At 42.4% G+C, this 25,455-nt stretch carries 18 protein-coding genes; 8 read left to right on the top strand and 10 right to left on the bottom strand.

Annotation, left to right across the window (positions count from 1 at the left end; all coding sequences use genetic code 11):
* Positions 1-70: 70 nt before the first annotated feature.
* The 7 genes from AAH582_RS06105 to AAH582_RS06075 form a co-directional block, all read right to left on the bottom strand.
* On the bottom strand, positions 71-3,244 hold the full coding sequence (locus AAH582_RS06105; RefSeq protein ID WP_343321515.1) for a glycoside hydrolase family 2 TIM barrel-domain containing protein: 3,174 nt from the start codon (positions 3,242-3,244) through the stop codon (positions 71-73).
* A 95-nt stretch (positions 3,245-3,339) separates the two neighbouring features.
* Positions 3,340-5,094, bottom strand: coding sequence for a family 43 glycosylhydrolase (locus AAH582_RS06100; RefSeq protein WP_343321514.1), 1,755 nt, complete (start codon positions 5,092-5,094; stop codon positions 3,340-3,342).
* A 156-nt stretch (positions 5,095-5,250) separates the two neighbouring features.
* Positions 5,251-7,248, bottom strand: coding sequence for a RagB/SusD family nutrient uptake outer membrane protein (locus tag AAH582_RS06095; protein ID WP_343321513.1), 1,998 nt, complete (start codon positions 7,246-7,248; stop codon positions 5,251-5,253).
* An 11-nt stretch (positions 7,249-7,259) separates the two neighbouring features.
* Positions 7,260-10,460: a SusC/RagA family TonB-linked outer membrane protein gene (locus AAH582_RS06090; protein ID WP_343321512.1), complete on the bottom strand. Its 3,201-nt coding sequence runs from the start codon at positions 10,458-10,460 to the stop codon at positions 7,260-7,262.
* A gap of 427 nt (positions 10,461-10,887) precedes the next feature.
* Positions 10,888-11,334, bottom strand: coding sequence for a nuclear transport factor 2 family protein (locus AAH582_RS06085; RefSeq protein ID WP_343321511.1), 447 nt, complete (start codon positions 11,332-11,334; stop codon positions 10,888-10,890).
* 506 nt (positions 11,335-11,840) lie between these two features.
* Positions 11,841-13,055, bottom strand: a complete 1,215-nt coding sequence (locus tag AAH582_RS06080; RefSeq protein WP_343321510.1) for an outer membrane beta-barrel protein — start codon at positions 13,053-13,055, stop codon at positions 11,841-11,843.
* On the bottom strand, positions 13,052-13,630 hold the full coding sequence (locus AAH582_RS06075; protein ID WP_236586116.1) for an RNA polymerase sigma factor: 579 nt from the start codon (positions 13,628-13,630) through the stop codon (positions 13,052-13,054). The genes AAH582_RS06080 and AAH582_RS06075 overlap by 4 nt, the downstream gene beginning before the upstream one ends.
* A 162-nt stretch (positions 13,631-13,792) precedes the next feature.
* Here AAH582_RS06075 and AAH582_RS06070 point away from each other — a divergent pair, with 162 nt between their 5' ends.
* Genes AAH582_RS06070 through AAH582_RS06055 form a run of 4 tightly spaced genes read left to right on the top strand, consistent with a single transcriptional unit; the run spans position 13,793 to position 16,588 of the window.
* Entirely contained in the window at positions 13,793-14,650 is an 858-nt protein-coding gene (locus tag AAH582_RS06070) for a hypothetical protein (RefSeq protein ID WP_343321509.1), read from the top strand.
* A 22-nt stretch (positions 14,651-14,672) separates the two neighbouring features.
* Positions 14,673-15,080 (top strand): c-type cytochrome, encoded by a 408-nt coding sequence (locus AAH582_RS06065; RefSeq protein WP_046672088.1) that lies wholly within the window; start codon positions 14,673-14,675, stop codon positions 15,078-15,080.
* Between the two features lie 10 nt (positions 15,081-15,090).
* Complete coding sequence (locus AAH582_RS06060) at positions 15,091-15,642, top strand: YceI family protein (RefSeq protein ID WP_343321508.1); 552 nt, start codon at positions 15,091-15,093, stop codon at positions 15,640-15,642.
* 16 nt (positions 15,643-15,658) lie between these two features.
* Complete coding sequence (locus AAH582_RS06055) at positions 15,659-16,588, top strand: DUF5777 family beta-barrel protein (protein ID WP_343321507.1); 930 nt, start codon at positions 15,659-15,661, stop codon at positions 16,586-16,588.
* 138 nt (positions 16,589-16,726) lie between these two features.
* Here the strand turns inward: AAH582_RS06055 and AAH582_RS06050 are convergent, their stop codons facing one another.
* Positions 16,727-16,912: a CsbD family protein gene (locus AAH582_RS06050; RefSeq protein ID WP_046672091.1), complete on the bottom strand. Its 186-nt coding sequence runs from the start codon at positions 16,910-16,912 to the stop codon at positions 16,727-16,729.
* A gap of 128 nt (positions 16,913-17,040) precedes the next feature.
* A complete protein-coding gene (locus AAH582_RS06045; RefSeq protein WP_070565238.1) occupies positions 17,041-17,436 on the bottom strand; it encodes a hypothetical protein in 396 nt (131 codons plus the stop codon).
* A 301-nt stretch (positions 17,437-17,737) separates the two neighbouring features.
* Between AAH582_RS06045 and AAH582_RS06040 the strand changes: the two genes are divergently transcribed.
* Genes AAH582_RS06040 through AAH582_RS06025 form a run of 4 tightly spaced genes read left to right on the top strand, consistent with a single transcriptional unit; the run spans position 17,738 to position 24,228 of the window.
* The gene (locus AAH582_RS06040) at positions 17,738-18,268 is read left to right on the top strand and encodes a sigma-70 family RNA polymerase sigma factor (RefSeq protein WP_046672093.1); all 531 of its coding nucleotides are present in this window, start codon (positions 17,738-17,740) and stop codon (positions 18,266-18,268) included.
* A 42-nt stretch (positions 18,269-18,310) separates the two neighbouring features.
* Positions 18,311-19,336 (top strand): FecR family protein, encoded by a 1,026-nt coding sequence (locus tag AAH582_RS06035; protein WP_343321506.1) that lies wholly within the window; start codon positions 18,311-18,313, stop codon positions 19,334-19,336.
* A gap of 25 nt (positions 19,337-19,361) precedes the next feature.
* Positions 19,362-22,718: a SusC/RagA family TonB-linked outer membrane protein gene (locus AAH582_RS06030; RefSeq protein WP_343321505.1), complete on the top strand. Its 3,357-nt coding sequence runs from the start codon at positions 19,362-19,364 to the stop codon at positions 22,716-22,718.
* 10 nt (positions 22,719-22,728) lie between these two features.
* Positions 22,729-24,228, top strand: a complete 1,500-nt coding sequence (locus AAH582_RS06025) for a SusD/RagB family nutrient-binding outer membrane lipoprotein (RefSeq protein ID WP_343321504.1) — start codon at positions 22,729-22,731, stop codon at positions 24,226-24,228.
* 225 nt (positions 24,229-24,453) lie between these two features.
* On the opposite strand, the gene AAH582_RS06020 is transcribed toward AAH582_RS06025, so the two are convergent.
* Positions 24,454-25,344, bottom strand: a complete 891-nt coding sequence (locus AAH582_RS06020) for a DUF6694 family lipoprotein (RefSeq protein WP_343321503.1) — start codon at positions 25,342-25,344, stop codon at positions 24,454-24,456.
* Positions 25,345-25,455: the final 111 nt, after the last annotated feature.

Below are 25,455 nucleotides of genomic sequence, written 5' to 3'. Positions count from 1 at the left end.
TGCATTGCCAACAAATAAAATAAGCCCTGTACAACAACTACAAACGCTTTCGCTGTACAGGACGCTATAATTATTCGACTGGTTTTATGACAAAAGAGAATGAATAATCTCTGTACGGCAATGTATATTCGTGAAGCGGCCATGCTCCCCAGCTATTGATTCCCCCCACGCCCATTTGTCTGAGGTCAATATTAACTTGCGTTTGTTTCCTTTTGACAAGGTCAGCTGCATGGCGTTGTTGTCGCTTGGGACCATCGTCCAAATCCTTGTCAAAATAATGCAAAGCACTTATACTGAAAGTGGAATCTGCCGTAAAAAACAATCCCTGACCTTGCTTATTTCTTACTTCCATCCACCTGACATCGGTCTTATTACCTGTCTCCTGTGGCATTACATAAGGAAAATACTGTTGATCGACGGTCTGTTTATAAATTCCGACATGCGATGCAAAATTACGGTCGATGTAGTTCTCCTGTGGTCCCCTACCGTAGTAATTAATGGTCTCAAAGCCAGCAGGCATGATCCATTGCATGCCGAAACGTGGCAGAACAGCAACCTTTTTTGTGGTGTCAGCCGTGAATGATTGAGAAATGCGCATTTCACCCCGTTGATTAATGCAGTATTCCATTGCTAACTGTCCATATACCTGAGGCATTTTGTAGGCCGCATAAACATAGACCAGGCTATCGATTAATTCGGATCTAATTTCAAGTAATTCAATAGAATCCGTAACCTGTTTCCAAGATTTCAGTTTTTCAGGCGTATTTGCACCGAAATCGTTATCATTCGGCGCACGCCAATAATTAGTCTTAAATAAAGCATGCTCATCCATTAAATCCCGTCCTTTGTAATGATATCTGGTCAGCCATCCTGATTTAAGGTCAAACTCCATCTGCAGCTGCTTTGCCGAGATAATCAGATTTCCATCTTTTCGCTCAGTCTTGATTTTCCCCTGCGCCACAATGGTTGTCTTAGGTTGAAAAACACCGCCTAAAGACAACTGTTCGGTTGCAATAATATGGCCCATAGGAAGTAGGGGTTCGGCTTTTTTTAATCGATAAGTCAGATTCAGAAATTTCTCCCCACGTGCATCTGTTTGATAAGGGATAGACAGCACACCAGATTGTTGCGGCAACACATTCAAGTGACTGATTAAACCGGATTGGGCTTTCTTTCCGTCAACAATAAGCTCCCATTGAAGTTCAACATTGTCAAGTCCAGTAAAAAAACGTTCATTGTAAACCTGTATCTTTTTCTCGTTCATTAGGCTGCTATGGATATCTTGGTATACTTTCTTCATTTCCCAGGCATGCGGATAGGGTGTCCTATTAGCATAAAAAATGCCTTTGGAAGCATAATTCCAGTCCGTTATGGCTTCCTTAGGCTCATAGTCTCCGCCATAGGTATAAACCGTATCGCCTTTAGCGTTGATTTTAATAAAACATTGGTCCACAAAATCCCAGATATATCCACCTTGGAATATTCCTTTATTTGCCCGAATGATGTCCCAATAATCCTTAAAGTTTCCCAATGAATTTCCCATGGCATGGGCATACTCACATTGAATAAAGGGCCTTTCGGGCTTAGGGTTGCGCGCTGCATAATTTTTCATCGCAGATGGACTTGCATACATGGGAACAATGAGATCAGTATTCCAGTCAAATCGTAATTCGCCATAATTATTCACAGCCCTTTCGTATTGTGCAGGGCGACTTTTATCGAGCTCTTTCATCCGGAGGTAGGCCCGATAGAAATTGTAGCCATTTCCGGCTTCGTTGCCCATGCTCCAAATAATTACACTGGGATGATTTCGGTCGCGCTGAATAAGGCGTTCAACACGGGCAACATGTGCCTTTTCCCAGGTCGGCCTATTGGCCATCGTATAAGACAGATCATAGCCCATGCCATGAGATTCGATATTAGCCTCATCAATCACATACAATCCATATTGATCACAGAGTTGCAACCAATATTCGGCATTGGGATAGTGGCTGGTACGGACAGCATTGATATTGAATTTTTTCATGAGCTGTACATCACGCAACATATTTTCTTTGGAGATCACATGCCCTGTTACAGGATCTGTTTCGTGCCTGTTTATTCCCTTGATAAGTATAGGCTGTCCATTCACGTTCAACTGACCTTCTTTGATCTCAACTCGACGGAAGCCCACTTGCTGGGGAACGATCTCGCTGAGTTTGCCCTCGCGGTCTATTAGCTTAACAGTCACCCGGTATAAATTTGGCATTTCGGCCGACCATAGTGCAGGACGCTCAATGGTCTGTGCAATATCCATCTCTTGTCCCGAGACTTTAACAGTTTTAACCGACACAAGCCGACCATTTCTATGTAATGAAACCTCTGCTTCTAACTCCTCTTGGCTGCTCTGGTTAAAAATCAGCTTAGTATTTAACTGTCCTTCATCAAAAGAATCGTTGAGGGTGGGCGACAACTGAATATCACGTAGATATATCGGTTGCCGTACCAGCAGATAACAGTCTCGTGTGATTCCACTGAGGCGCCACATGTCCTGATCCTCCAAATAATTTGCGACTCCCCAACGCATGACGCGCATTACGATTAAATTTTTTCCTTTTCTCAAATATCTTGTTACATCAAACTCGGAAGGTAATTTGCTATCCTCCCCATACCCCACATATTGACCATTTACCCAAACAGATAGATTTGATTTGGCAGCCCCAATATGGAGGATAATAGGTTTGCCCTGCCAATCCTCAGGAATGACTACCTCTCGGCGGTACACCGCCGTGGGGTTGAACTCCATCGGTACAATCGGTGGATTCGGTTTTCCGATCAAATAAGTGAATTCAAATCCTGAGGTCGTATACATCGGAAAACCATATCCATGGAGTTCCCAGTTTGCAGGCACCTGAAAATTAGCCCAAAGATGATCATCATAAGTCAACGATTCAAAATTGGCCGGTAATTTTGACGGACTATCTGCCCATTTAAATCTCCAGGGACCATTCAAACTTAAATAAGCGGAAGATTCACGCCAATCGCTATTGACGATCTGAGACGTATTCGGAAAGGTCACAAAATCGGTATGCATGGGCAGCCGGTTTTCTTCGGTTATCGTTTCATCCAACCAAGGGATTCCTTTTCGGACAAGAGTATCTAGCTGTTGCATTTTACGCGGTCCATGTGTCAAGGTAACACTGGACTGCGCATGTCCAAAAGTGAATATCAAACTATAGAGTAGAATAAGCACTAATTTATTCACAAACTGCATGTTTTATTATTTAGCGATTAATAAATCAATTCAAAAAAGAGTGATTTGTTTCATAGATCTAGGTTAAATACGGCCATACGGCCGCCCTAGTAAAATACACTTAAATCCCACTGATCCTTCCAATTTATCTGTACTTTTTCATTTTGGAGATCTACCGGTAGCCAGATATATCTGCTATCCATAAGATCTTTGGGGTTCCAGCGGTCGGCCATAAAGATAAAGGCATCTGTTTTTCCTGCGACAGGGAGAATAAATGTGGATTGACCGCCATAAGTCAAAGCCGAATTTGGCCCTTGCATTGGATCACCAAGGGATTTCCAGGGGCCAAAAAGACTCTTAGCGACATGGAGCTCTGCACGATTTGGAGCCCAGCCGGTGCATCCGCTGGTGATCAGATAATACTGATCTTTATGCTTGAATAAAGCTGGGGCTTCCCGATGATTCCGGAAGAGTAAGGAATCTTTCGCTGTTACATGCAGGTAATCATCGGTTAATTGAACCAGGCGTAAGGCATAGTTTTCGTCCGATGAATAGATTTGGTAAGCCTTGCCATCGGTGTCTACAAATAAACCCATATCGCGTGACATATTGTTATTTGGCCGGAAGCTGTGGACAAACTGAAAAGGCCCAAATGGAGAGTCACTGGTAGCAACGGCGGCCCTAGCTGCTGCATAACCCTGTCCCTTCAACTCGAGGTGGAACCACATGACATATTTCTTCAGCTGCTCATGATAGATAACCTTTGGCCGTTCCATAATACAGCCCCAGGCAATATCGCTTGTAGGATCTGCGCTAGGTGTGAGGGCCAACCCTTCAAACTTCCAGTTATACAAATCATTGGATGAGTACACATTGACGCCCTGTGATGCCGTTCCGCCACGTTTCTCACCGTACCAATAATATTTCCCATTTTGATGAAGTACGCCGCCGCCATGGGCATTGATCACATGACCGGATTGGTCTTTCCATATTTCCCCTGGCGTAAAACTATTCATTTCAGCACGTTCTATTTTTTGATAGACCCGGACATAATCAATTTCATATTTAGCGGGAAGTAATTTATCAGCTATCGTGCCACCGTTTGTTCCACCGAGGGCCAAATTTAACAGGAGATAATGTGGTTGGGTAAATGGATTGAATCCTGTACCGTCCCGATTGACCAATTGATCCATAGGGACGTGGAGCATTTCGATATCATCCACATAAAGCGTAATGGCATCTTCATCCCAAACCATGCGCCAGATATGGAATTGATCTGCCCAAGCCTTTCCGCCAAGATCTTTGACTGCTTTTGTCTTACCGAACCAATGTGCTTTCCACCGTTGGTCAGTGCCAGTTGCGATATTGGCTAATATATTGCCGCGATAATATTCCATGATATCTATTTCACCATTGGATGGCCATTCCTTGCTCGTGCCTAAAGTCCAGAATGCGGGCCAAAGGCCCTCTCCAACAGGGATCCGCGCGCGGATTTCAAAAATCCCGTATTTCCAGTGCTGCTTTCCTAAAGTATTTATCGAAGCAGAAGTATAGGTTATCTTTTTACGGCTGGCAATCCAATCAGAGCTGCCCTGAATAAAACTGGGATGATTACGTTGTTCTTTTTTTGCTTCAATAACCAACAGGCCGTCACGACAGGAAGCATTTTCCTTTTGATACCATTGTTCCTCCCGGTTACGCTTGAAACCTTCTTCGAAACGCCATTTAGTGGTGTCGGGCGCACCATTATAATCAAATTCATCCGACCAGACCAATTTATACTGCGGTGGGATGGGCGGTTGACTATAGGCGATAAAACAACTTGACAGCAAACTAAGACAGACAGATAAAAGTTTTTTCATGATTTAGTTTAAGTTTCTCTGAGCTAACAGCTCGTGATGATCAGTAAACAAAAATATCCCCCTTTTCCTACGTAGTCAAGGGGGATATTGAGTCAAAAAGAGGGATATATTCGTATTTGTGTAATAATGAGATGACACATATCCCTTTTTATATTTCTACAAACCGGTTGGGGCAGTTCCACTGATCAGTGACCATCCTGGATTCTGATAAATAACAGAATTTTCTGCTGTACCATCATCCGAAGCCAACTGGAAATGCTCGATGGCAATAGGTGCAAGATAATGCGCCATGGCAAATTTCACCCCAGTATAAGACAGGGCATTGCTTCGGACCTCCAATGGTCTTAGGTATTCACTCCGTGCAGGATCTGAAACGACAGATTTATCATTGGTAGCGCCATAAATCAGCTGTTCGGGTTTGTACCAATCTTTCATCGGCCCCCAGAGTTTAAAACCTTCAAAATGGTCTGCTGTTGTAGTCAGCTGGTCCATTGCACGCCAGCGCTTGAGATCCATCCAACGCAGGCCTTCCGCCATGAGTTCGCTTCTGCGTTCGCGACGTATATTGTACAGTGTAGGTGATACAAACTGTCCCGCAGAATACGCGCCCCAATCTTTCTTCTCTTTATCCATTTGTGTTGCAGCGATGGTTGCATTGAAATCTTGATCGACCTTAGCACGCGCACGCAATGCACGCCAATAGGCCTGTGCCTTCGTATCTAAATTTTGATTCTTTTCGTAACAGGCCTCCATATAATTGAGGTAAGCTTCGGTAGCTCGGAAGGTAATACTGCCCGTAAATCCCTGTCCGTTTAGCGTTTGTAAACCGTCGTATGAAATACCTTTACGTATGGTATACCCCGTTGTATAACGTCTTTCCCAATCGGTATCGTAAACAGTCGGTGTGGGCTCAATAAGGGTATAGTGTGTACCTTGTCCGATATTGACCAATACATTCTTTTGCCCGGGTTCTTTTAAAAACAATTGTAAACGACCATCGCGATTTTTCCGGACATCTGCGATGTAATCATCACCAGCATAACCGCTGCCCGCAGCGTAAATAGGCAGTCCATTGGACATCAGGAAACTTTCCACAAGACTGCGCGTCAATCCAACAGCATAATTGCCACGCTGTGCATATACCGGCACATTGTGTGTCACCAAGCTCTGGTTGTATTGTCGCCACAAAAGCACTTCGCCATAGCTGGACATATCCACGGCACCAAACATACTAAAGTAAGGGTTCTCATTGTTGGCAGATTCAATTATTCCGGTATTGCTCACCAGCGGCACATTGTCAGCAACCGCAGCTGCCGATTCCATGGCCTGCGTTAAAAAGTAGTCGATCTCTCCGGCAATACTTCCCGTCGGAAATGCATAATTGCTATTGTATGATTTTGCCGCCCCAGGCCATCCTGGTCCTTTAGGGACGAATGCTGTTCCACTGAAGTATGTGAGCCAGGTGCCTTCGTACAAGGCCACGCGGGACTTGAACAGCTGGGCGACATTTTTTGAGATCCGCTGCTTCTTGCCGTCGGGAGAATTTTGGTTCAGCAAGGTAATGGCCGAATCCAAGTCTGAAAGTATAAAACGAGCAACTTCATTTCTTGGTGAACGCTTGCTCGCTTCCACTAAAATATTCTTGTCTTTATCCGACATCACATTGCGAATAATAGGAAAATCGCCCAAGGCCTGCAATTTCCCGAAGTAAACATAAGCCCGTAAAAAATAGGCTTCACCGATATAATGTGCTATGTTATTGGTATTTCCGAGAACACGATTTTCCTTCCATTTGGGAACCACCGTATTGATAAAATAATTCATCTGATAAATACTTGAAAAATCCCAGTCACCGCCGTTCGATCCGACGCGCCATTGGCCTGGAATAAACTTGTTATCGAGTGTTGGAATAGCCATATTGTCTGTATTTCCGTCGATGCCGAACGTGCCAAAGGACCAATTGCCATGCGAAGGAAATAGTCCCGCATATTGATTTACGGTATAAGCAGCAAGTTGTGACTCCTCATCCAGATAAGCTTCAGGTATGATGGACGAAGGGGGTGCAATATCCAAATATTTATTGCAGGAAGCTAGGCCTACCAAAGCGACAAGGCCCAATTGCATCAATCTAAAAATAGTAGTATTGAATTTCATAATGAATAGACTTAAAATGTAACACTTAAACCTGCAGACCAGACTTTAGTCAATGGATAAACCGTTCCATTGCTTCCGCCATCAATAGTTTCGGGATCAAACATTCCCGCTACACTTGAGCCGGTCCAGATATTTTCTCCGGAAACGTATACGCGTAGACGCTCCACACCAAAACGTTTGGTTGTTTCTTTCGGTAAGGTATAGCCTAGCTGAATATTTTTTATGCGGATATAGGCTGCATTTTGCAAAAAGCGCGTCTGCGTCTGTTGATTTTTAGCAGTACCAAAAACGGGACGTGCGTAATATGCTTCCAGATTTTCGCCCAATGGATTGTCTGCGGTACGGAAATAATCAAGATGATCGACCAAGCCCGTTGACCACCATTTTGAAGTCGCTCCCCAAAAATAATAGCCACCTTGCCAATAGTCGCGTTTCATGACACCTTGCATGAAAATACTAAAGTCAAAATTTTTGTAATCCGCATTCAGATTCAATCCAAAGGAGTAACGCGGCGTACTGTTTCCAATCACACGACGATCACCAGGATCGGCCTGCGTATTGCTTCCTCCATCTATTTTTCCGTCGCCATTCAAATCCGCATACATGATATCGCCTGCCCCCCATTGTGTTCCTAATGCATTTTGTCCACCATTGGGCAAGCTCGCCAGATGTTGACTCATCTGTTCCTCTGTCTTTGCGATACCAAGGGTTTGATATCCCCATATTTCACCCAACTTTTGGCCTTCCCGATAGTTTGATAATGACCCTATTGCGTTTGGATAGCGTGTTACTGTTGTGGTATAATCCGACAGGAGAAACTTTGCTCCATATGCAAAACCATTGGCTGTACGGTCATTCCAGCCCAGTGTAGCTTCAAACCCTCTTGTTTTTAAGTCGGTATTATTTGTTTGAGGAACTGTCGTCCCTAATGTATTAGGCAACTGTGGCGCTGGCCCCACCATATTAAATGTCTTTCGTTCGAAGACCTCAAAAGAACCAGAAAGTCTGCTATTTAAAAAGGCAAAATCGACGCCTAAGTTTTTGGTATTGATGGATTCCCAGGTCAATAAGGCACTTACTAAGCCTGGAGCCGAAGCAGAATTTGGTCGAGCATTATTAATTAGCCAAGCGCCATTGGCTGTACCCGTTGGTTGCGTGACATAAGTCGGATACCAGACATCGGTATTTTGATTGCCCAGCTCTCCGTAGGAAGCTCTTAATTTCAGCATATTAATAAATGGTGCCGAATCTTTAAGGAAGTTTTCTTTGGCGATGTTCCATCCTGCAGAAACTGAAGGAAACCAGCCCCAGCGGCTGTCGCTGCGGAAGCGTGATGAACCGTCATAACGCAAATTAGCTTCCAATAGATATTTTTCTGCATAATTGTAATTCAATCGGCCGAAGAAACCCGCTGTTGCCCATTTTTGATATTCACCAGATACAGAAGGCACTACTGCTTTTCCATTGATGTCGGTGCCGGAGGTCAGATTTAATACCGGTTGATCCGGGATAATGATTCCGTCGCGTTGCACACCAAGATTGCGATAGGCCGTATGTTCAATCTGACCACCAACCATAACTTTAACATGATGATCACCCCAGCTCTTATCGTAATCGGAAAAGATGTTAATGTTATAGTAGTTTTCCTTTAAACCAAATTCGTAGACATTGGATGAGTTTTTATACAAATACGGATCACCATTCACGTCATGGTTGTAAAGGCGCTGCGAGTCCCAATGACGAAATTGAGTTGTGGTCCTATAGTTAAAATTACCAGTTGTACGCCATCCTTTAATGGGTTCGAGGATGAGTTGTAACTGTTGGTAAATGTAGTCCTTACTTGATTTATCCTGTCCGCCTTCTTTCATGGCAAGTGCAGGTGAGGGCGAACTGAACAGGTAGCCATTTGGATCATACAGAGGTAGCGTTGGCCAACCCTGTCTGCCTAAATCGTCATAAAAACTATTGGTCAATGCAGCAGGACGGTCGTAGTCTTCACGCACCAATCGCGCATTGTAATTTACTTGAAAGATGTCAGATACTTTAGAATTGATTTTAGCAGCGACAGCGTAACGGTCGTAATGGTCCGTATTGAAGGCCATCAACCCTTGTTGTTTCATGATATTGCCTGAAAGGTAATAAGTTGTTTTTTCGGTTCCACCATTGAGGCTTAGGTTGTGCTCCTGAGCAAAAGCCTGATCCCGATACATGACATCGAACCAATCGTTGTTGTCGTTACCATAGGCATATCCTTCAGCCCAGTACAATTTATTGTTTGGATCGATTATAGTCGAATTTTTCAGGTTTCCGTTTTGATAATCCAAAATACGCTGCAGATGCTCTGCGGAGAAATGTGGTGAACCACCTGCGTTGACTTCGGCCTGATTAAAGTATTGTGCAAACGTATAAGAATCCATCATCTTGGGCATTAATGTTGGAGCATTCATACGAAAGCTATTATTATAATTTACCGAAGTTCTTCCGGCTTTTCCAGCTTTTGTGGTGACCAAGATAACCCCAAAAGCCGCTCGAGAGCCATAGATCGAAGCAGCACCAGCATCTTTCAAGACGGAAACACTTTCGATATCTTGTGGATTTAATGCCGCCAAAGATCCTTCAGAACCATCGATTAAAATCAGTGGTGCCGAAGAAGAGGTTCCGATGGTGCCCGTCCCCCGGATATTAATGGATGGATTGGTTTCCATCGTTCCCGAGTTTTGGGAAATATTTAGGCCTGGTGCCAGTCCTTGCAGTGCCTGGATCGCATTTCTTACCGGCCTATTTTCCAGTTGCTTGGCATCCACCACCGCAACCGAACCGGTCAGGTTTGTTTTTTTCTGCGAACCGAAACCAACCACCACCACTTCATCCAAAACATCTCCTTCGGAAGCATCAAGTTGCACGTTAAGCTCGTAGTTTCCTTGGCCGATCTGTTTGAGCTGGCTAAATTCAAAGCGCTGCTTCGCATAGCCTAGGAAAGTAAATTCTACTGCTGTAACTGAGGGTGCACTTAGCGTATATTTCCCCTGTGTATCTGTCTGGGCCTGTATTGTGGAACCGATATTTTTAACGGTCACTCCAGCCAGTGGCCTATTATTTTCGGTAACCTGGCCCCGTACAGTTATTGACTGCGCATAAGTCTGCTGTAAGCTTAAAAGTAAAAAGCAGATACAACAAAGCCAGCACGGTGTGAATACTATTTTTCTTTTCATAAGTAAAACTGTTTAGTAATTAAAATATTTTGATGAAGCGTAATATGGCAATATGAAGTAGCATTATTGCGTTTCATTGGGAAGTCAAGGATCAAACAATCCACTTTTGATTGGTAAATTCATCATAATTAAACTTGGTTATTTAGCTGTTTTTGAGTTTTAGCCAGCTGACTTTCCCTACACCTATTTTTTATATGATTTGGAGCGGGTATTCATCTAATCAGGCAAACACTCTTGGTTATTTAACATTGTCAACACTATAAAATGTCGTATTGACACTTGCAATATTATCAAAAACGTTACAACGGAAGGGGGGTAAAATCTTCTTATTTTAAGGGGCAAATTCGTCAAATCATGCTTTTTGACCAAAAAAAAGCCGCATCTCCCGACGCGGCTAAACAACCTATATATTTAGTTACAATGATTTCTATTTATAGGAATTGATGGATTTGGAGACTTTCCAATCTTTACCTTCACGCACCAGGGTAACAAGATCGGTCTTGGTAAAATTTTCAAATTTCATCGTTACCCTGGCCACCATATAATCTGTAGCCTGTTCAAGTACATCTGTGCTAACCGTACAATTCAGCTGGATATTCTTTTGTTTTTTCAAGGATTTAACCACTTCATAGCGGCTATATGACTTCAAAGTACCAGTTTGGACCTTTAGATTAAAGTCTTCAGCAAACAACTGTTCTACTCCAGCTGATTCACCTGCAGTGATTACGGCGACATAGTGCTCCAGAGCAAAGTCTGCGGTAGATAGGTTAATGCTGACTGGGCTCGATTTTGAACCCGGTCCTTCAGCTGCCATAGCAAATGTTGACACTGCTAGTAGAGCTGCTACTGTGAATGTTTTTACGAGAGTTTTCATACTATCTTTTTTATCGTGTTATTTTTTCCCTTACTTATCTATTGACTTAAAAATACGGATCCAGCTGCTCACGGACTTTAAAATCAACAATCCGTGAATGACTGAAATGAAAATTGAACTTCAAAATGCATAAAGAACATAAGATCAATTTTATTAGCTCCGTGCCAAATAGTATACCAGTTGGGCCAAAAATTCATTTATGCCTCCTGCGGCCCCAATATGGCCGATTTAAGATCTGCTTCAAAAAATGAAATGTACGTATGCGAACAGTTATTAACCGAATTGTTCACATACGTACAGCACCTTAAGATGTAATAGAAGTTTAATTTTAGATGCATTTTGAAGTGAATGACGATATACAGTAAAAAAGAAACATACTTATTTGCCTGATCAGAAAGATCAGGTACCAATTTTTTTCGGGGGGGGGGGGGACAAACAGGCTAGTAAAACGTACAAGCTCGCTAAACATAGGTTTAACTTGTCATCTTTGATGGAATATATCCGAACTACAAACTCATTCCCAAGGTAAACGCGACGCCTTTAGATTCCAGATCCACATTTCCGTAGCCTATCCCTGTCAATGGCATTTTTACAAAAGGTTTTACACCGATGTTAATTTTATCGTTGATTTTCTTCTCAATGGAGATCGAAAAATCAGCAACACCAAAGATATGCTGGTTCTCTCCATTCACTTCATAGACGGCACTTTTCTGAGATCCACCGTAGCTACCTCCGCTCTCATAATCAAACGTGTATTTTTCCTTTAGCATAAAATAGCTTGAAAGTCCCGCACTGACATTAAACTTCACTTTTTTACTTTTCAATACCGTATAACTCGCTGTGAGTGGTACATCAAGAACATCACATACAGCGCTCACATTGCTCGGCAATTGGGTCATCTCTGGCGGATTTGATGGCGTATAAAATTTATAAGCTGCTTTATAATTCTTTTTAGCATAGGTCGCTCCCACAGACACACGCAATCCTTTTGTCAAAGGATAGGAATAGGCCAAACCGATGTTCTCACTAAGGGAGGATTCGCCGGCCCCTCGCACGCTTGTTAGATCTGGCCCTGCCAAGAAACTAACAACCGACCGCTCTCTTTCCTGTGCCATGGATGCTGGACTTTCTTTAGGCTGATAGATTGTAGCCAGACGTTCCCCTAGCCCTTCGACGGGTTCTTCTTTTAAGTTGAAACGAGGCAATCTCCGCGTGTTATATTCCATGTGTGGAATCGTAAATGCGGTATTCAGCCTTCCGTCTTGTATCCCTATTGTATTTTTATCCGCTATCTTACTCAAAAGCATATCCTGCAGTATAATAGCTTCATTTGGTAGCTGTAGCACACTATTGGTGCGTTTGATTGGTTGAAATGGAATCCACCTTTGATCCCGTTTGGTTTCGTCTGGCGAATACTCCTTAGGTTGAACAGTTTTGTTCTCCGGAACCTCCTTTTCAGGCGAAATACCGGCTGTATTTATTTCACCTGGTAAATTATTGGTTTTAAATAACGCGCTATTCCAAACAAAAAAGATCGTTAAAACTGCTGCAAGTGTAGCGGCCAAGCTCGTTAAGACGACGATCTTTCGTCTCTTTACACGCCTTTCATTGTCCAATCGCGATTCTATATCTTGCCAATGTGATTCATCAAAGTCAAAGTTAGCATCACTTAAGCCCGACTTAAATAGCTCATCAATCTTATTCTTATCCTTTTCCATCATCTTTTCTCCTCCGTTTTACCAAATTTTACCCCTTGAACTTCCACCATTTCCGCCAGTCTACCACGTGCTTTATGCAGATTAGATTTTGATGTTCCAATGGCAATTCCCAGCATGCCACTAATTTCTTCGTGTCCATAACCATCGATCGCATAGAGATTGAACACTGTCCTGTAGGCAGGTGGAAGCTGCTGTACCATCGCCAATAAATCTTCATAGTTTAACTTTTGACTGATGCTATCATCCTCAATAATGGTATGCTCATACATGGATACATCTACCAAGATGCCCTGTTTAATCTTTGCCCGATAAAAATCAATTGCAGTATTTGTCATGATTTTTTTGATCCATATGGAAAAAGGCTTCTGAAAATCATATTTGTTGATGTTTTTAAAAACCTTGAAAAAGCCTTCATTTAAAATACTGATAGCATCTTCCCTGTTATTAGCGTAGCGCAGACATATCCCTAAAGACATAGCGTAGTAGATGGTGTAAAGATCTTTCTGGGCCCTGCGGTCCTCATCAATACATCCTTTAATAATATGGATAGATTTTTCGTCAACTTCTGTTATCGCCACTCGATATTGCTTCTTTCTTTTGATAAATATAGTATTAAGTCTAATACGAATGGATAATCCGAAAGGTTGCCTCCAAAAAATATATTTTTTCAAGCCAATTTTAAAGCAACCTTTTCTCCTGCCTGACCGTAATATCAATACATTATTTTAAAACATACCATTATGAAATCAAACCAAAAACAAGTCAAATTAACTTTTATAGGTGGCCTATTGACCTTAGCGATATTTTCTGGATGTTCAAAAAGCGATAGTGAGCCTGGCAATGTCGAACATAAAAACAAGGGTTTGCAATTGTCTGCCCATGCCCAATTCGGCACCATTCTGACCGATGCTGACGGCAAAACACTCTATTTCTTTTCGAATGATACAAAAGGAACTTCGACCTGCAGCGGCAACTGTTTAGCAACCTGGCCAGTTTATTATAGCAGCGAAACAAGCACAGACCTGAAAATTGACAAAAGCCTGCTCGGTGAAATAACACGTGAAGATGGCTCCAAACAAAGTACATTTAAAGGCTGGCCACTTTACTACTATGCAGGCGATAGTCAATCTGGTCAGGTGAAAGGAGATGCTGTCAATAAAATATGGTACGTGGCCAAACCAGATTATTTACTCATGGTTGCCAATGCGCAACTTATCGGACACGATACTAAAAACTATTTGGGCGACTATACCGAAGGAACCGGAAAAACAATTTACCTGACCGATGATAAGGGCAGAACGTTGTATGCCTTTAAACCCGACAAATTCAACAAAAACAATTATACTGCTGCAGATTTCAGTAATGATGCGATCTGGCCTATCTTTCAAAAAGAGACTGGAGCTCTGCCTTCGCTTGTCCGTACGGCTGACATCGCTGTCATTACCGTCTATGGAAAGAAACAATTAACGTTCAAAGGATGGCCCTTATATTACTTCGGCCAGGATATACAGCGTGGAGATAATAAAGGGATAAGTTTCCCACGCGTTGGCGTTTGGCCAATCGTAAACGACAACTCTGCCGTGGCCCCTGCTAACTAAACCAAACTAACTATTCTAACTTATGGCACAAAATCTAAAAACGGTAAATCCTTGCCTCAGAGCAGATCGTTACTTAGTCATTTTATTCTTTACCTTAACGGTTCTCTCCTTCTCCGCCTGTACCAAAAAGCAGGCGCAAGAACTTACGAACAATCCGGATAACGGCACTGAAACTGTGACGGTCCAAAATGTGTCCTACACAAATTTTTCTAAAGCACTCTTTGAAACGAAATGTAGTTCGTGCCACGCGACAGGACGTTCGGCAAGTGGACGATGGACGTTCAGTGGTTATATCTCCGTCAAAGACAATATTGCAAAGATTAATAATGCGGTACTGGTGACCAAATCCATGCCACTAGGCAGCTCACTCTCCGCAAAAGAAATAGAACTGCTGGATGCATGGATCAAAAGGAATTCACCTGAAAACTAATGTTAGGCATATGAAAAAAATCAACATGTACATAGCGCTCTTCATGATGCTCATCGCTATGACGACATTTGCGCAGCAAAAGGCTTCTTTTGTTTCAAAAGAGACCAGCATCACCTTTTTTAGTAATGCGCCATTGGAAGACATCGAAGCCAAAAGTACCTTAGGCGCTTCAGCGATGAACCTTCAAACCGGAGATATCATCTTTCGGGTAAAAAATACATCTTTTCAATTTGACAAAAAGCTCATGCAGGAGCATTTCAATGAAAATTACATGGAAAGTGATCAATACCCCCTATCAGAATTTAAAGGCAAAGTCGACAACGCGGACAAATTAACAAAAGATGGCAGCTATACGCTGAACGTAAGAGGCACACTTCTGATCCATGGGGTTACTAAACCTTACAGTACAAAGGCAACATTTACTGTTACAGATGGCACGATAAAGGCGGCAGCAAATTTTCAGGTCAGACTTGCGGATCATAAAATTTCTATTCCTTCCATCGTTGGAAAAAAAATCGCCGAAGTAGTCAAAATCACCGTTGATGCGACCTACAAACCATAATACGAATTCATTACAAATGAGAAAAATACTACTTATACTCCTGTGCTTTCCTTTCGCAAAGTCATTTGCGCAGGAAGATCTCGATAAATTAATCCATATCGATGCACCCAAAAATGAAAAAGTCACGGCGACCTTTAAATCCGGCAATTTGATCAATCTCAAGACCACAGAAACAATTCATCGTAATGAAATGGACTTTAGAGTAGATCACCGCTTTGGCGATATCGCGGGCAGCGCGGGTGGAGGTAAAAATTTCTTTGGCCTCGATAATTCGACCGACATCCGAATAGGTTTTGATTATGGTTTATTCGATAACCTGAACATTGGAATCGCCCGCGCGAAGGGCGCAACGGCTGTTCGGCAGCTATTTGAGGGTAATGTGAAATACCGATTTATCGAACAAACCGTCGACAATAGCATACCTGTTTCCGTAGCTTTTTTTGGAAGCACTACCCTATCCGCGATGGAAGCTAGTACGGATAAGTCTTCAGCAGCAAGCTTTGAGAACTTCAATGACCGATTGAGTTATGTAACGCAGCTCATCATCGCCCGAAAATTCAGTTCAGATCTTTCGCTCGTTGTAGTTCCTTCTTATCTTCACCGAAATTACACGGCTTTTAATGATCAGAATGATGTATTCGCTATCGGTATCGGTGGGCGGGCTAAGGTTAGCAATCGAATTGCGCTAGTCGCAGACTATACATTGCCTTTCCGAAAAGCATCGAACAAGAAGTACCGTGAAGAAGTGAGTGGTCAACGTTACTATAATGCTTTGGGTGTCGGTCTAGAAATGGATACCGGAGGCCATATCTTCCACCTCAATTTTACCAATGCGACTGCAATACAAGAATCTCAGTTTATCAGCGAAACAAATAGCTCATGGGGCAAAGGGCAATTTCGCTGGGGATTTAGCATCGCGCGACGATTCAATTTTAACAAAAAATAAAAGGTATTGCGCTGTTGGGGATTTGTAACGAAAATAATCCGTCCAAGGCAATAGGGATTCAACAGGTATCATTGGGCAAATAAATTAAAAAAGCGGATAACAATACTGTTATCCGCTTTTTATCACACAATACTAAACCTACAAATCGTTCAACCACTTATTTACCTCATCTTGTGTTTTACCGGTCTTCTTTTGAAGTTTACCTACCAATTCGTCTTCTTTGCCCTCAGCATACAATAGATCATCGTCGGTAAGGTCTGCATATTGTTGTTTTACCTTACCTTTGATTTCGTTCCAACGGCCTTTCCATGTTAATTCGCTCATAATTATTTTCGTTTTATTGTTTGTTAATAGAACAGTATCGCTCCGCAAATCGTTTAGAAAATAATGTTATAAAATGTTAAATTCACAACATTCACCTGGAAAACAGGCGATTTCTATTTTTCGCAGGACTATTTCCGGTTACAATTGGCCGTCCATGCCTTGCCGTCTTTTGTATAACCAATTGTCAATTTACCGGCATCAATACGGATAAATCCCGTCCCTGCTGAGCCGATATTAACTAAGACGTTATCCTTTTTTTCAAAATCTACTCCATTGAGATTAGGAATGCCATTTCCAAAAGCAAAATTATAGGTATCGCCAACTTTTGTTACAGTAACCGTTCCTTCTCCCGAGGCAACATCGTTATCGTTGTTGTTCATGTCGTCAAAGCCAATAGTGCCTTCATATTTTCCAACAAAAAGATCGTTATCAGCTGGATCATCATCTTTGCTACATGATGTAAAGCCTACTAATACTGTTAAAATAAGCATACCTAGTCCCAGTGTTTGAATTAATTTTTTCATACGTCGATGTGTTAATGTGAATAATTTATGTATTACAGCAGGGTAAAATTCAAACTTTGTGCCAGTCCAAATACAAGATTCGAAACATACGTATCAAAACGCCCAAGAAGAGGTATAAATACAGTCTAAGGGTATTAATACATCCGACCAAAACGCAATGCCCAATTGAGAGTCTATAACCGTACATCGAGCATCATTCAGAGAACAAATCTCACTCATCAAGAACGGAGGCAAAATATTTTTTAAAAAACTTGGAGCGAAAGCGCATTATCGCTAAATTCATTTATTCCAAGCCTACACTATGGAAATCAATTATGCGTTTATTGTCCGAAGATTTGAGGAATACTTTGACCTATGGAGTTCCAAAGTATACCAATATGCGCTCAACAAAACCAAATCTTCTTATCTAGCCGAAGAAACTGTGCAGCGTGTATTTATCAAACTCTGGAAAAATATGCGTGACAAAAATATTGATTCCAGCATAGAATCCCAGATTTTCTGTATCACCCGAACAGTAGTGATTGATTTGGTCAAAGCAGAGTATAATCGAAAGAAACTTTTGGATCACGATCAGACAGTTGTCTTGCGGCATAGTCCTCATGATGATTTTTATGCCAAACAACTTTCATCCACACTTCATGAAATTGTCGATAAATTACCAAAGAAACGCAGGGAGATCTTTATGCTAAGCCGGTTTTCCAATCTTTCGCACCAAGAAATTGCTAAAAAGCTAGCCATATCGACGAAAACCGTAGAAAACCAGCTAACGCTAGCACTAAAAACCATTCGCAAGGCTTTATTGTTCAGTATACTGGTGCAAATTATTTTTTAATTTCTTTGGGGGCTACCTCATTTTCGATCGTAATCTTATTAGATGAAGATTACAAAAGAATTGATCGACAATTACCTAAGCGGTAAAGCCAATGCGGAAGAAATTGCGGCCATAGAAAACGCGCTAGCTAATAACGAGTTTTATTGGGAGGATCTTATGCCAGAGACGGAATGGCAAGAATATGAGGTGGATTCGGATTTTAAAAACCAAAAAGAAATAAAAGCGCATATTTTCAAACAAATAGGGCAAAAAAACAAGGATCGATTTAACTGGTTAAAATATGCTGCCATTATTATCTTCATTGGAATCGGAGCTTGGCTGGGGTTAAATCAGGTCTATTTACCTAAACATAACACCACACATCGCAACATCAATAAAGTCCATGCAGCACCGCAGGAGGAACCAAGTAATTTATATTACATCAATTCAGGTAATACCATTCAACAAATTGCAGTACCAGACGGATCTACGATCGAACTATACCCAAATTCTGAGGTAAAATTCAGTTCAGATTTCACACGGATTAGCTCGCGAGAAATTCTATTAAAAGGCAAAGCCAAATTTACTGTGGCAAAGGATAAGACCAGGCCCTTCCGAGTTCATTCGGCAGGTTTGACAACAACGGCACTTGGCACCGTTTTCAGCGTCGACGAAGAGGGTACCGCGATTACGAAGATAAAACTATATGAAGGTCGTATTGAAGTCAAAAGCGATACGAGTTACCGAAATGAACAATCCTTAAATCTGCAGTTTTTACCCAATGAGGAAATCAGCATTGACCGGAAACAGCAACAGATTGTTGCTGAGACCCGAATCAATGCTTCTCAATCCAGTAAACGGGGATCTTATCTAAAAACATCGGAACAATTGATCTTTAAAAACCTCCCCTTACAAGATGTGCTTCATATCATCAGCCATAATTATGCAGTGCGCCTGAGTTTTGATCCCAAAGATATTCAAGATAAATATTATAGTGGAACGTATAAAAATACAGCATCAGCCTACATCAGCATGTTGACTGATATCCAAGCACTTCATAGCATAACCATCCATGTACAAACCGAATAAAATTCACTTAATCAACCCACAAATTATGCACAATTATTTACCTTCCAAGCATAGTATCCTGACTATGCTACTGTTGAGATCCAACATTAGAGCCGACGTAAACTGGGCACTGCGTCTTGGACTCATGGGGCTTTTGTCAACAAGCTATCTTCTTGCTGACGCCCAACAAAATGCTTCTATTAATGGAGTAATCAAAGATGAAACTGGGAAGCCCATTCCTTCGGCAACGGTTACCTTACGTAACGCAATAAGCGGATTAAAAAAAACAACGACAAGCAGACCTGATGGGACTTTTTCGCTCGATCAGGTTCCAGCCGGACAGGGCTACCAGATCAGCGTATCATCCATCGGTTTTAAGACCAGAGAACTTTCGGATTATACCATTACCGACAGAGACAAACTGGCCATCAACATCAGTTTGGAATCGAGTGCGCAGAATCTACAGGAAGTTGTCGTTACAGCACTTGGTATCAAACGTGAAAAAAAAGCGCTCGGATATACGGTTGCTGAACTCAAAGGCGACGAGCTGACACAGGGTAAGGAAACGAATGTGGCCAATGCCCTGTCAGGAAAAGTTGCTGGTGTACAGGTGAGCCGCGCGGCGTCTGGTGCTGGAGGTTCATCCAAAGTCGTCATCCGAGGCAACAACTCTCTTATTGGTAATAGCCAGCCGCTCTATGTGGTTGACGGTGTGCCGATAGACAATCAAAATATTTCGTCCCCAAATCAGTCGGGGGGAACAGATTATGGTGACGGAATCGGAAACATCAATCCCGAAGACATCGAAACCATGTCGGTATTAAAAGGCCCAAACGCTGCAGCCCTCTATGGTCAGCGAGGAAGTAACGGCGTTATCTTGATAACCACCAAATCCGGTAAAGCAGGTAAAACGCGCTTTAACTACGGTACAGATTTTTCGTTGGGCAATGGCTTGGTTTTACCTGATTTTCAGAATGTCTATGGCCAAGGATTGAATGGTACATTTACACACTTTAGAAAAGATGACGGCACAATTGTCTCCATGAGTGAGGCACTGAAAAATGGCTACAGTGGTATGCCTAAAATGAGTGCTGGACGTGACCGCACAACACGGGCTAGCTGGGGTGCAAAAATGGAAGGTCAGACTTATGAAGACGCGTATGGCAACATTTTACAGTTAACACCAAAGCCAGATACCTACTCGTCGTTTTTTCAAACAGAGAAACAGTTTGTCAACAATCTTAGTATCGATGGCGGAACAGACAAAGTAAACTACCGTTTTTCATTTGCCAATACAGATGTAAAAGGTTATATTCCAACCAATACATTAAAGAGAAACAATTTCGGTTTACGTACCCAAGCCAAAATAACCGATAAATTTCATATCGACATTAAGGCCAACTATATCGCCCAAAAGGGGCAGAACCGGCCTACATTGGCCGATGCAGCAGACAACCCGGCTTACCTATTCATCAGCCAGCCGCGAAGCTTGGGCAACGACATCATGGCCCAGTATAAATGGACCGCGCAGGAGATCAGCAGACAGCTCGGATTTTCGGGATTGACGGAAGGATTAGAGAAAACATATGCCACCAATAGTTCCACAGCCAACCCCTTTTGGACCATTCATGAAAACCACAATGAAGATCGTCGGGACCGCATCATAGGGTTACTCCGTCTAAGTTACGACGTCGCTCCTTGGCTTAAGGTTACAGCGACTGGAGGGACCGACTTCTATACCGATCAACGGTTCCGCTACCGCCCTATTAATACCTACCAGAGTCTAAACCGAAAAGGCGACATCCGAGAAGAGGTCATCCGTGCCCGCGAAGACAATTTTGACGTTCTCGCTAGCTCCAACTTTAAATTGACCGACGATATCAAACTCAGTGCCAACTTAGGGGCCAGCCATCAAAGCAGGTATTTGCGTATGACCGGCAACTCGGGCAATCAATTTATTGTTCCCAATCTCTTTGTAATCAATAACACCACGACAAATAGTTACATATTTGACCTGATCGAGTCCAAGATTAATTCGGCTTATCTATCGGGTCAATTCAGTTACAAAGACTATTGGTTTGTGGATTTCTCCGCCCGTAACGACTGGTCTTCGACTCTTTCAAAGGAAAATAATTCGTTCTTTTATCCTTCGGTAAGCTCCAGCTTGGTCTTATCGGATGCTTTCAAATGGCAGTCTGAAGCCCTGTCATTTGCAAAAATAAGGGCCTCTTGGGCACAAGCTGGGAGTTCAGGAAACCCCTATCAGCTGACAGGAGCCTATAGTCTCAACCAGTACACCCACGGTGGTGTACCGATGGCTTCGTATACAGAAATTATTCCTGATCCGAATTTGAAAAACGAGTTGACCACATCGATCGAAGCTGGGGCAGATCTGCGATTTCTGAAAAACAGACTTTCGTTCTCTTTTACCTACTATCAGGCCAAGACAAAGAATCAGATTTTGGATGTACCCATTGCCCCTTCTAGTCTCTATGTGAAAAACAGGATCAACGCTGGAGAAATTAGCAACAGAGGTATTGAATTTGTCTTGGGCGCAACACCGATCAAAACTGAATCGGGCTTTGAATGGAATACCACCTTCAATTACAACCGCAACCGGAATAAAGTAGAATCACTCTATCCAGGGGTAGAAAGCTTCTTGCTTGCTACAGACCGCGGCATAAATGTTGTTGCGGAAGTTGGAAAACCATTTGGCCAGCTCATTGGGACACAGTTTGCCTGGATCAAAGATGAGCAGGGAAATAGATTGATCGATCCTACGACTGGGCTGCCTTTGCGCACAGCTGGGCGTGTAGAAACCGATCTTGGCAATGCGCAACCCGACTGGCTGGGAGGTTTTGCCAATACCTTTAAATATAAAGGTTTCAATCTATATGCGCTTGTCGACATCCGCCAGGGCGGCGTGATCTTCTCCCAATCGAACCGTGAACAAATCATTTACGGGACTTCTAAAAAGACCTTAGAAGGCCGTGATGGCAGCTACATTGCTGAGGGGATCGTGGGACAAAAAGATGGATCAGGCAATTGGACAAGCACAGGAACAAAAAATAGTAAGCAGGTCGCCGCACAAGATTATTGGAACATGGTTGCGAGTGACAAAGAGGTCATGGTATCCGAAGAAATGATCAATGATATGAGCTATATTGCCATGCGCGAAATCAGTCTTTCGTATTCTTTCCCGAAGAAACTGATGCCGCATAAACTCGTCAGCTCGCTAAAATTGGGCGTGTATGGACGTAACCTTTTTTACTTTCAACGGAAAACGGATGGATTTTCACCAGAAGCTTCTGCTTTCAACGTAAACAATAGCTCCATCGGTATAGAATCAACGTCCCTTCCAATGATGCGCACATTCGGTATTAACCTCACTGTTGGCCTGTAAACCTATTATCATGAAAAAGAAACTATTTAAAAATACATTCATCGTCGGACTTATTTCTGTGGCTGGACTAGGTTCCTGTACCAAAGATTTCGAACGAATCAACACGCCCCCAACATCTGTCACCACTGTAGATCCTTCCTTACTGATAGCCCGCGTTCTACGTGATGGTACTTTTCAGGAGTCTGGAGAACTACCCAACAACAAGTTCGGCTCTTGGATCCAACATTGGGCGGGGGGGCCGGTAGTACCTGTATCTCGATATTTTGAAGGACCCGAAAATCTTATTTGGTCACAGCATTACACCTTGCTCCGCAATATCGTTCAGATTAAACAAGAATTGAGCGGTAAGGAAGACAATGCAGAAGGCAGGAGCAAACTGGCTATTGCCGAACTTTATGAGGCCTATCTCTATCAACGCCTTACAGACTTGTTTGGGGATATCCCCTACTCCGAGATCACAAAATCCAATAAGGAAATTAACCGTACACCCAAATTTGACAAGCAAGAAGATATCTATCCGGCACTCATTCAAAAAGTCGATGCAGCTATAGCAAGGCTTACGAGCGGAGACCTGTCTTACGGCTCCTCAGATTTCTTTTACAAAGGCAGCATTGATAAATGGAAAAAATTTGGCAATTCACTCAAACTAAAGCTAGGCATGCGCATGCGCTATGCCAACCCCGCTTTAGCGCAGAAAACGGTTACCGAAGCCATGACCTCCACAGTAGGTCTATTCAGCAGCAACAGTGACAACGCGGCTGTGCCAACTTACAACGATGCTCAAGCTGAAAACCAAAACCCTATCCTGCGTCAAATGACAACAGGAAGTGCCGATCTACGTTATCTTGCCAATACATTAGTCGATAAACTAAAAGAATACAACGACCCTAGGCTTCCACTACTTGCCGAACCAGTCATTAGCAATGGGGTTTCAACCTATCAAGGTATTGGGGTCTCGCTGACCGATAATCAACTATCCCAATTGATTCGAGCCAATTATTCAACAGCGAATAAATCAACTTGGTTTAGTCTTAGCTTTGCTCCAATTCCGAGTTATGCTTTTACTTATTCGGATATCTGTTTCTACAAAGCCGAAGCGGCTCTATTAGGCTGGGGAGCTACAAGTGCCAATGCCCAAACATTCTTTACAGAAGGGGTGAAAGCTGCGTTGGCACTTCCGCCCTACAATATGGCGGCAATTCCAACTTCCTACGAACCTATATTAAGTTTAAACAGTCTGACTGACGAACAGAAGATGGAGAAAATAGCGACACAAAAGTGGATTCACCTATTTGGCCGGGATATGGAAGCATTTGCTGAGTGGCGACGTACGGGATATCCTCGATTAACCCCCGGTCCTAACCCAGGTTCCACCAACGGACAAATACCACGTCGGGCGATTTATTCCAGTGAAGAGGCTGAGCTGAACGCTTCGAATCTCAAGGAAGCTGCGGCACGAATGACAAATGGCGACTCCTTCCTATCGAAAGTTTGGTGGGACAAGAAATAAACGTACCTCTGTAATCGGGATTATAAACAAAAGGAGCTGTTTACGATTATTCCGAGAATTACGAATACATAGAGAGCTGATGTTACTATCGGCTCCCTATTTATTTCGTCTAATCTCAAATTCGTCAGGTTGTCAACGTTGACCGAATAACCTATAAATTAAAGGTGCTATCGGATCCTTTTAAATAATTTTCACAGCGCAGAATAGGCGAATGGATGATAAAAACTAGGTCAATTGCAGATCGTCAAGGCTAATATTCTCCTTCTTTAATGCGATGATTTCATCTTCCAATTTCTTTAAATTTTCATTGATCAGCGCTACACTACCTTTTGGAAGAACCGTCTCCCGATCATTGGATTTGATGGATTGTGTTGTCACAATCAATTCCAAATCGTAGTCTGCCAGGTTGATTCCTTTGACGGGATAGTTAGCGAAGTTCCAAAGTTTAGGATACTCTTTTTTTTGCTGATTAAAAACGATCGTGTTGACCCGGGATTCACCTGGCTGGAGTACACTGTCAGATTCGCCAAAAACAGATTGCTCGTCGCTGATAATAGCTTGTGAAGACCGTTTTTTCAGTACATACGAAAAACCTTGACTTCCTGTTAGCGGCTGTTTGCCTATATACTTCATACTTACAATGATTCTTGGGACAGACTCGCCAAAAAAATCTTCGAGATCCAATTCAATAGGTTCCAATTGAAAGACGGCCAGGTCTTTTTTTACCCGTTCAATTTCAGATTTCTGCTTTTGCAAACTATCTATTTCTTGTTGAAGATGCACTATTTTCCGTTCCTGCTGCTTTTTAAGGATATCATCGGCCAGGTCCAATACAGCACCGTAAGATTTGCCATCGATCAGACCTAACGATATATGGTTTATTGATTCTTCATGATATTTTTCAGGTTCATTCATTTTGAGCCACATTGCTTCAGATAGCGCTACCCGCAAGGCTTTTTCCAAGTTCGCTTTTTCTTTATCATTCAGCTTTGCTTCTACTTTTTTACGAGAACTATCAAAGGACGATTGATCCTTTCCACTTAGTTTCTCGCTACAAGAGCTTAAAGACAATGTCAAGAATAGTCCTATAAATACGATTTTTATGCATTGTTTCATATTAAATAGATTTAGTATATAAAATATCGGCAAAGTTTGTATAGAGCTAATGTTTGGGTAATGCTGTTCTTGGAATATATCTTTATCCAAATAAATAAGCTTGTTTTCTTA

This window comes from Sphingobacterium multivorum (assembly GCF_039511225.1).
Classification (GTDB): Bacteria; Bacteroidota; Bacteroidia; order Sphingobacteriales; family Sphingobacteriaceae; genus Sphingobacterium.
Note: the sequence above shows the minus strand (reverse complement) of the source record. Positions and strands in the feature narration are given on the sequence as shown.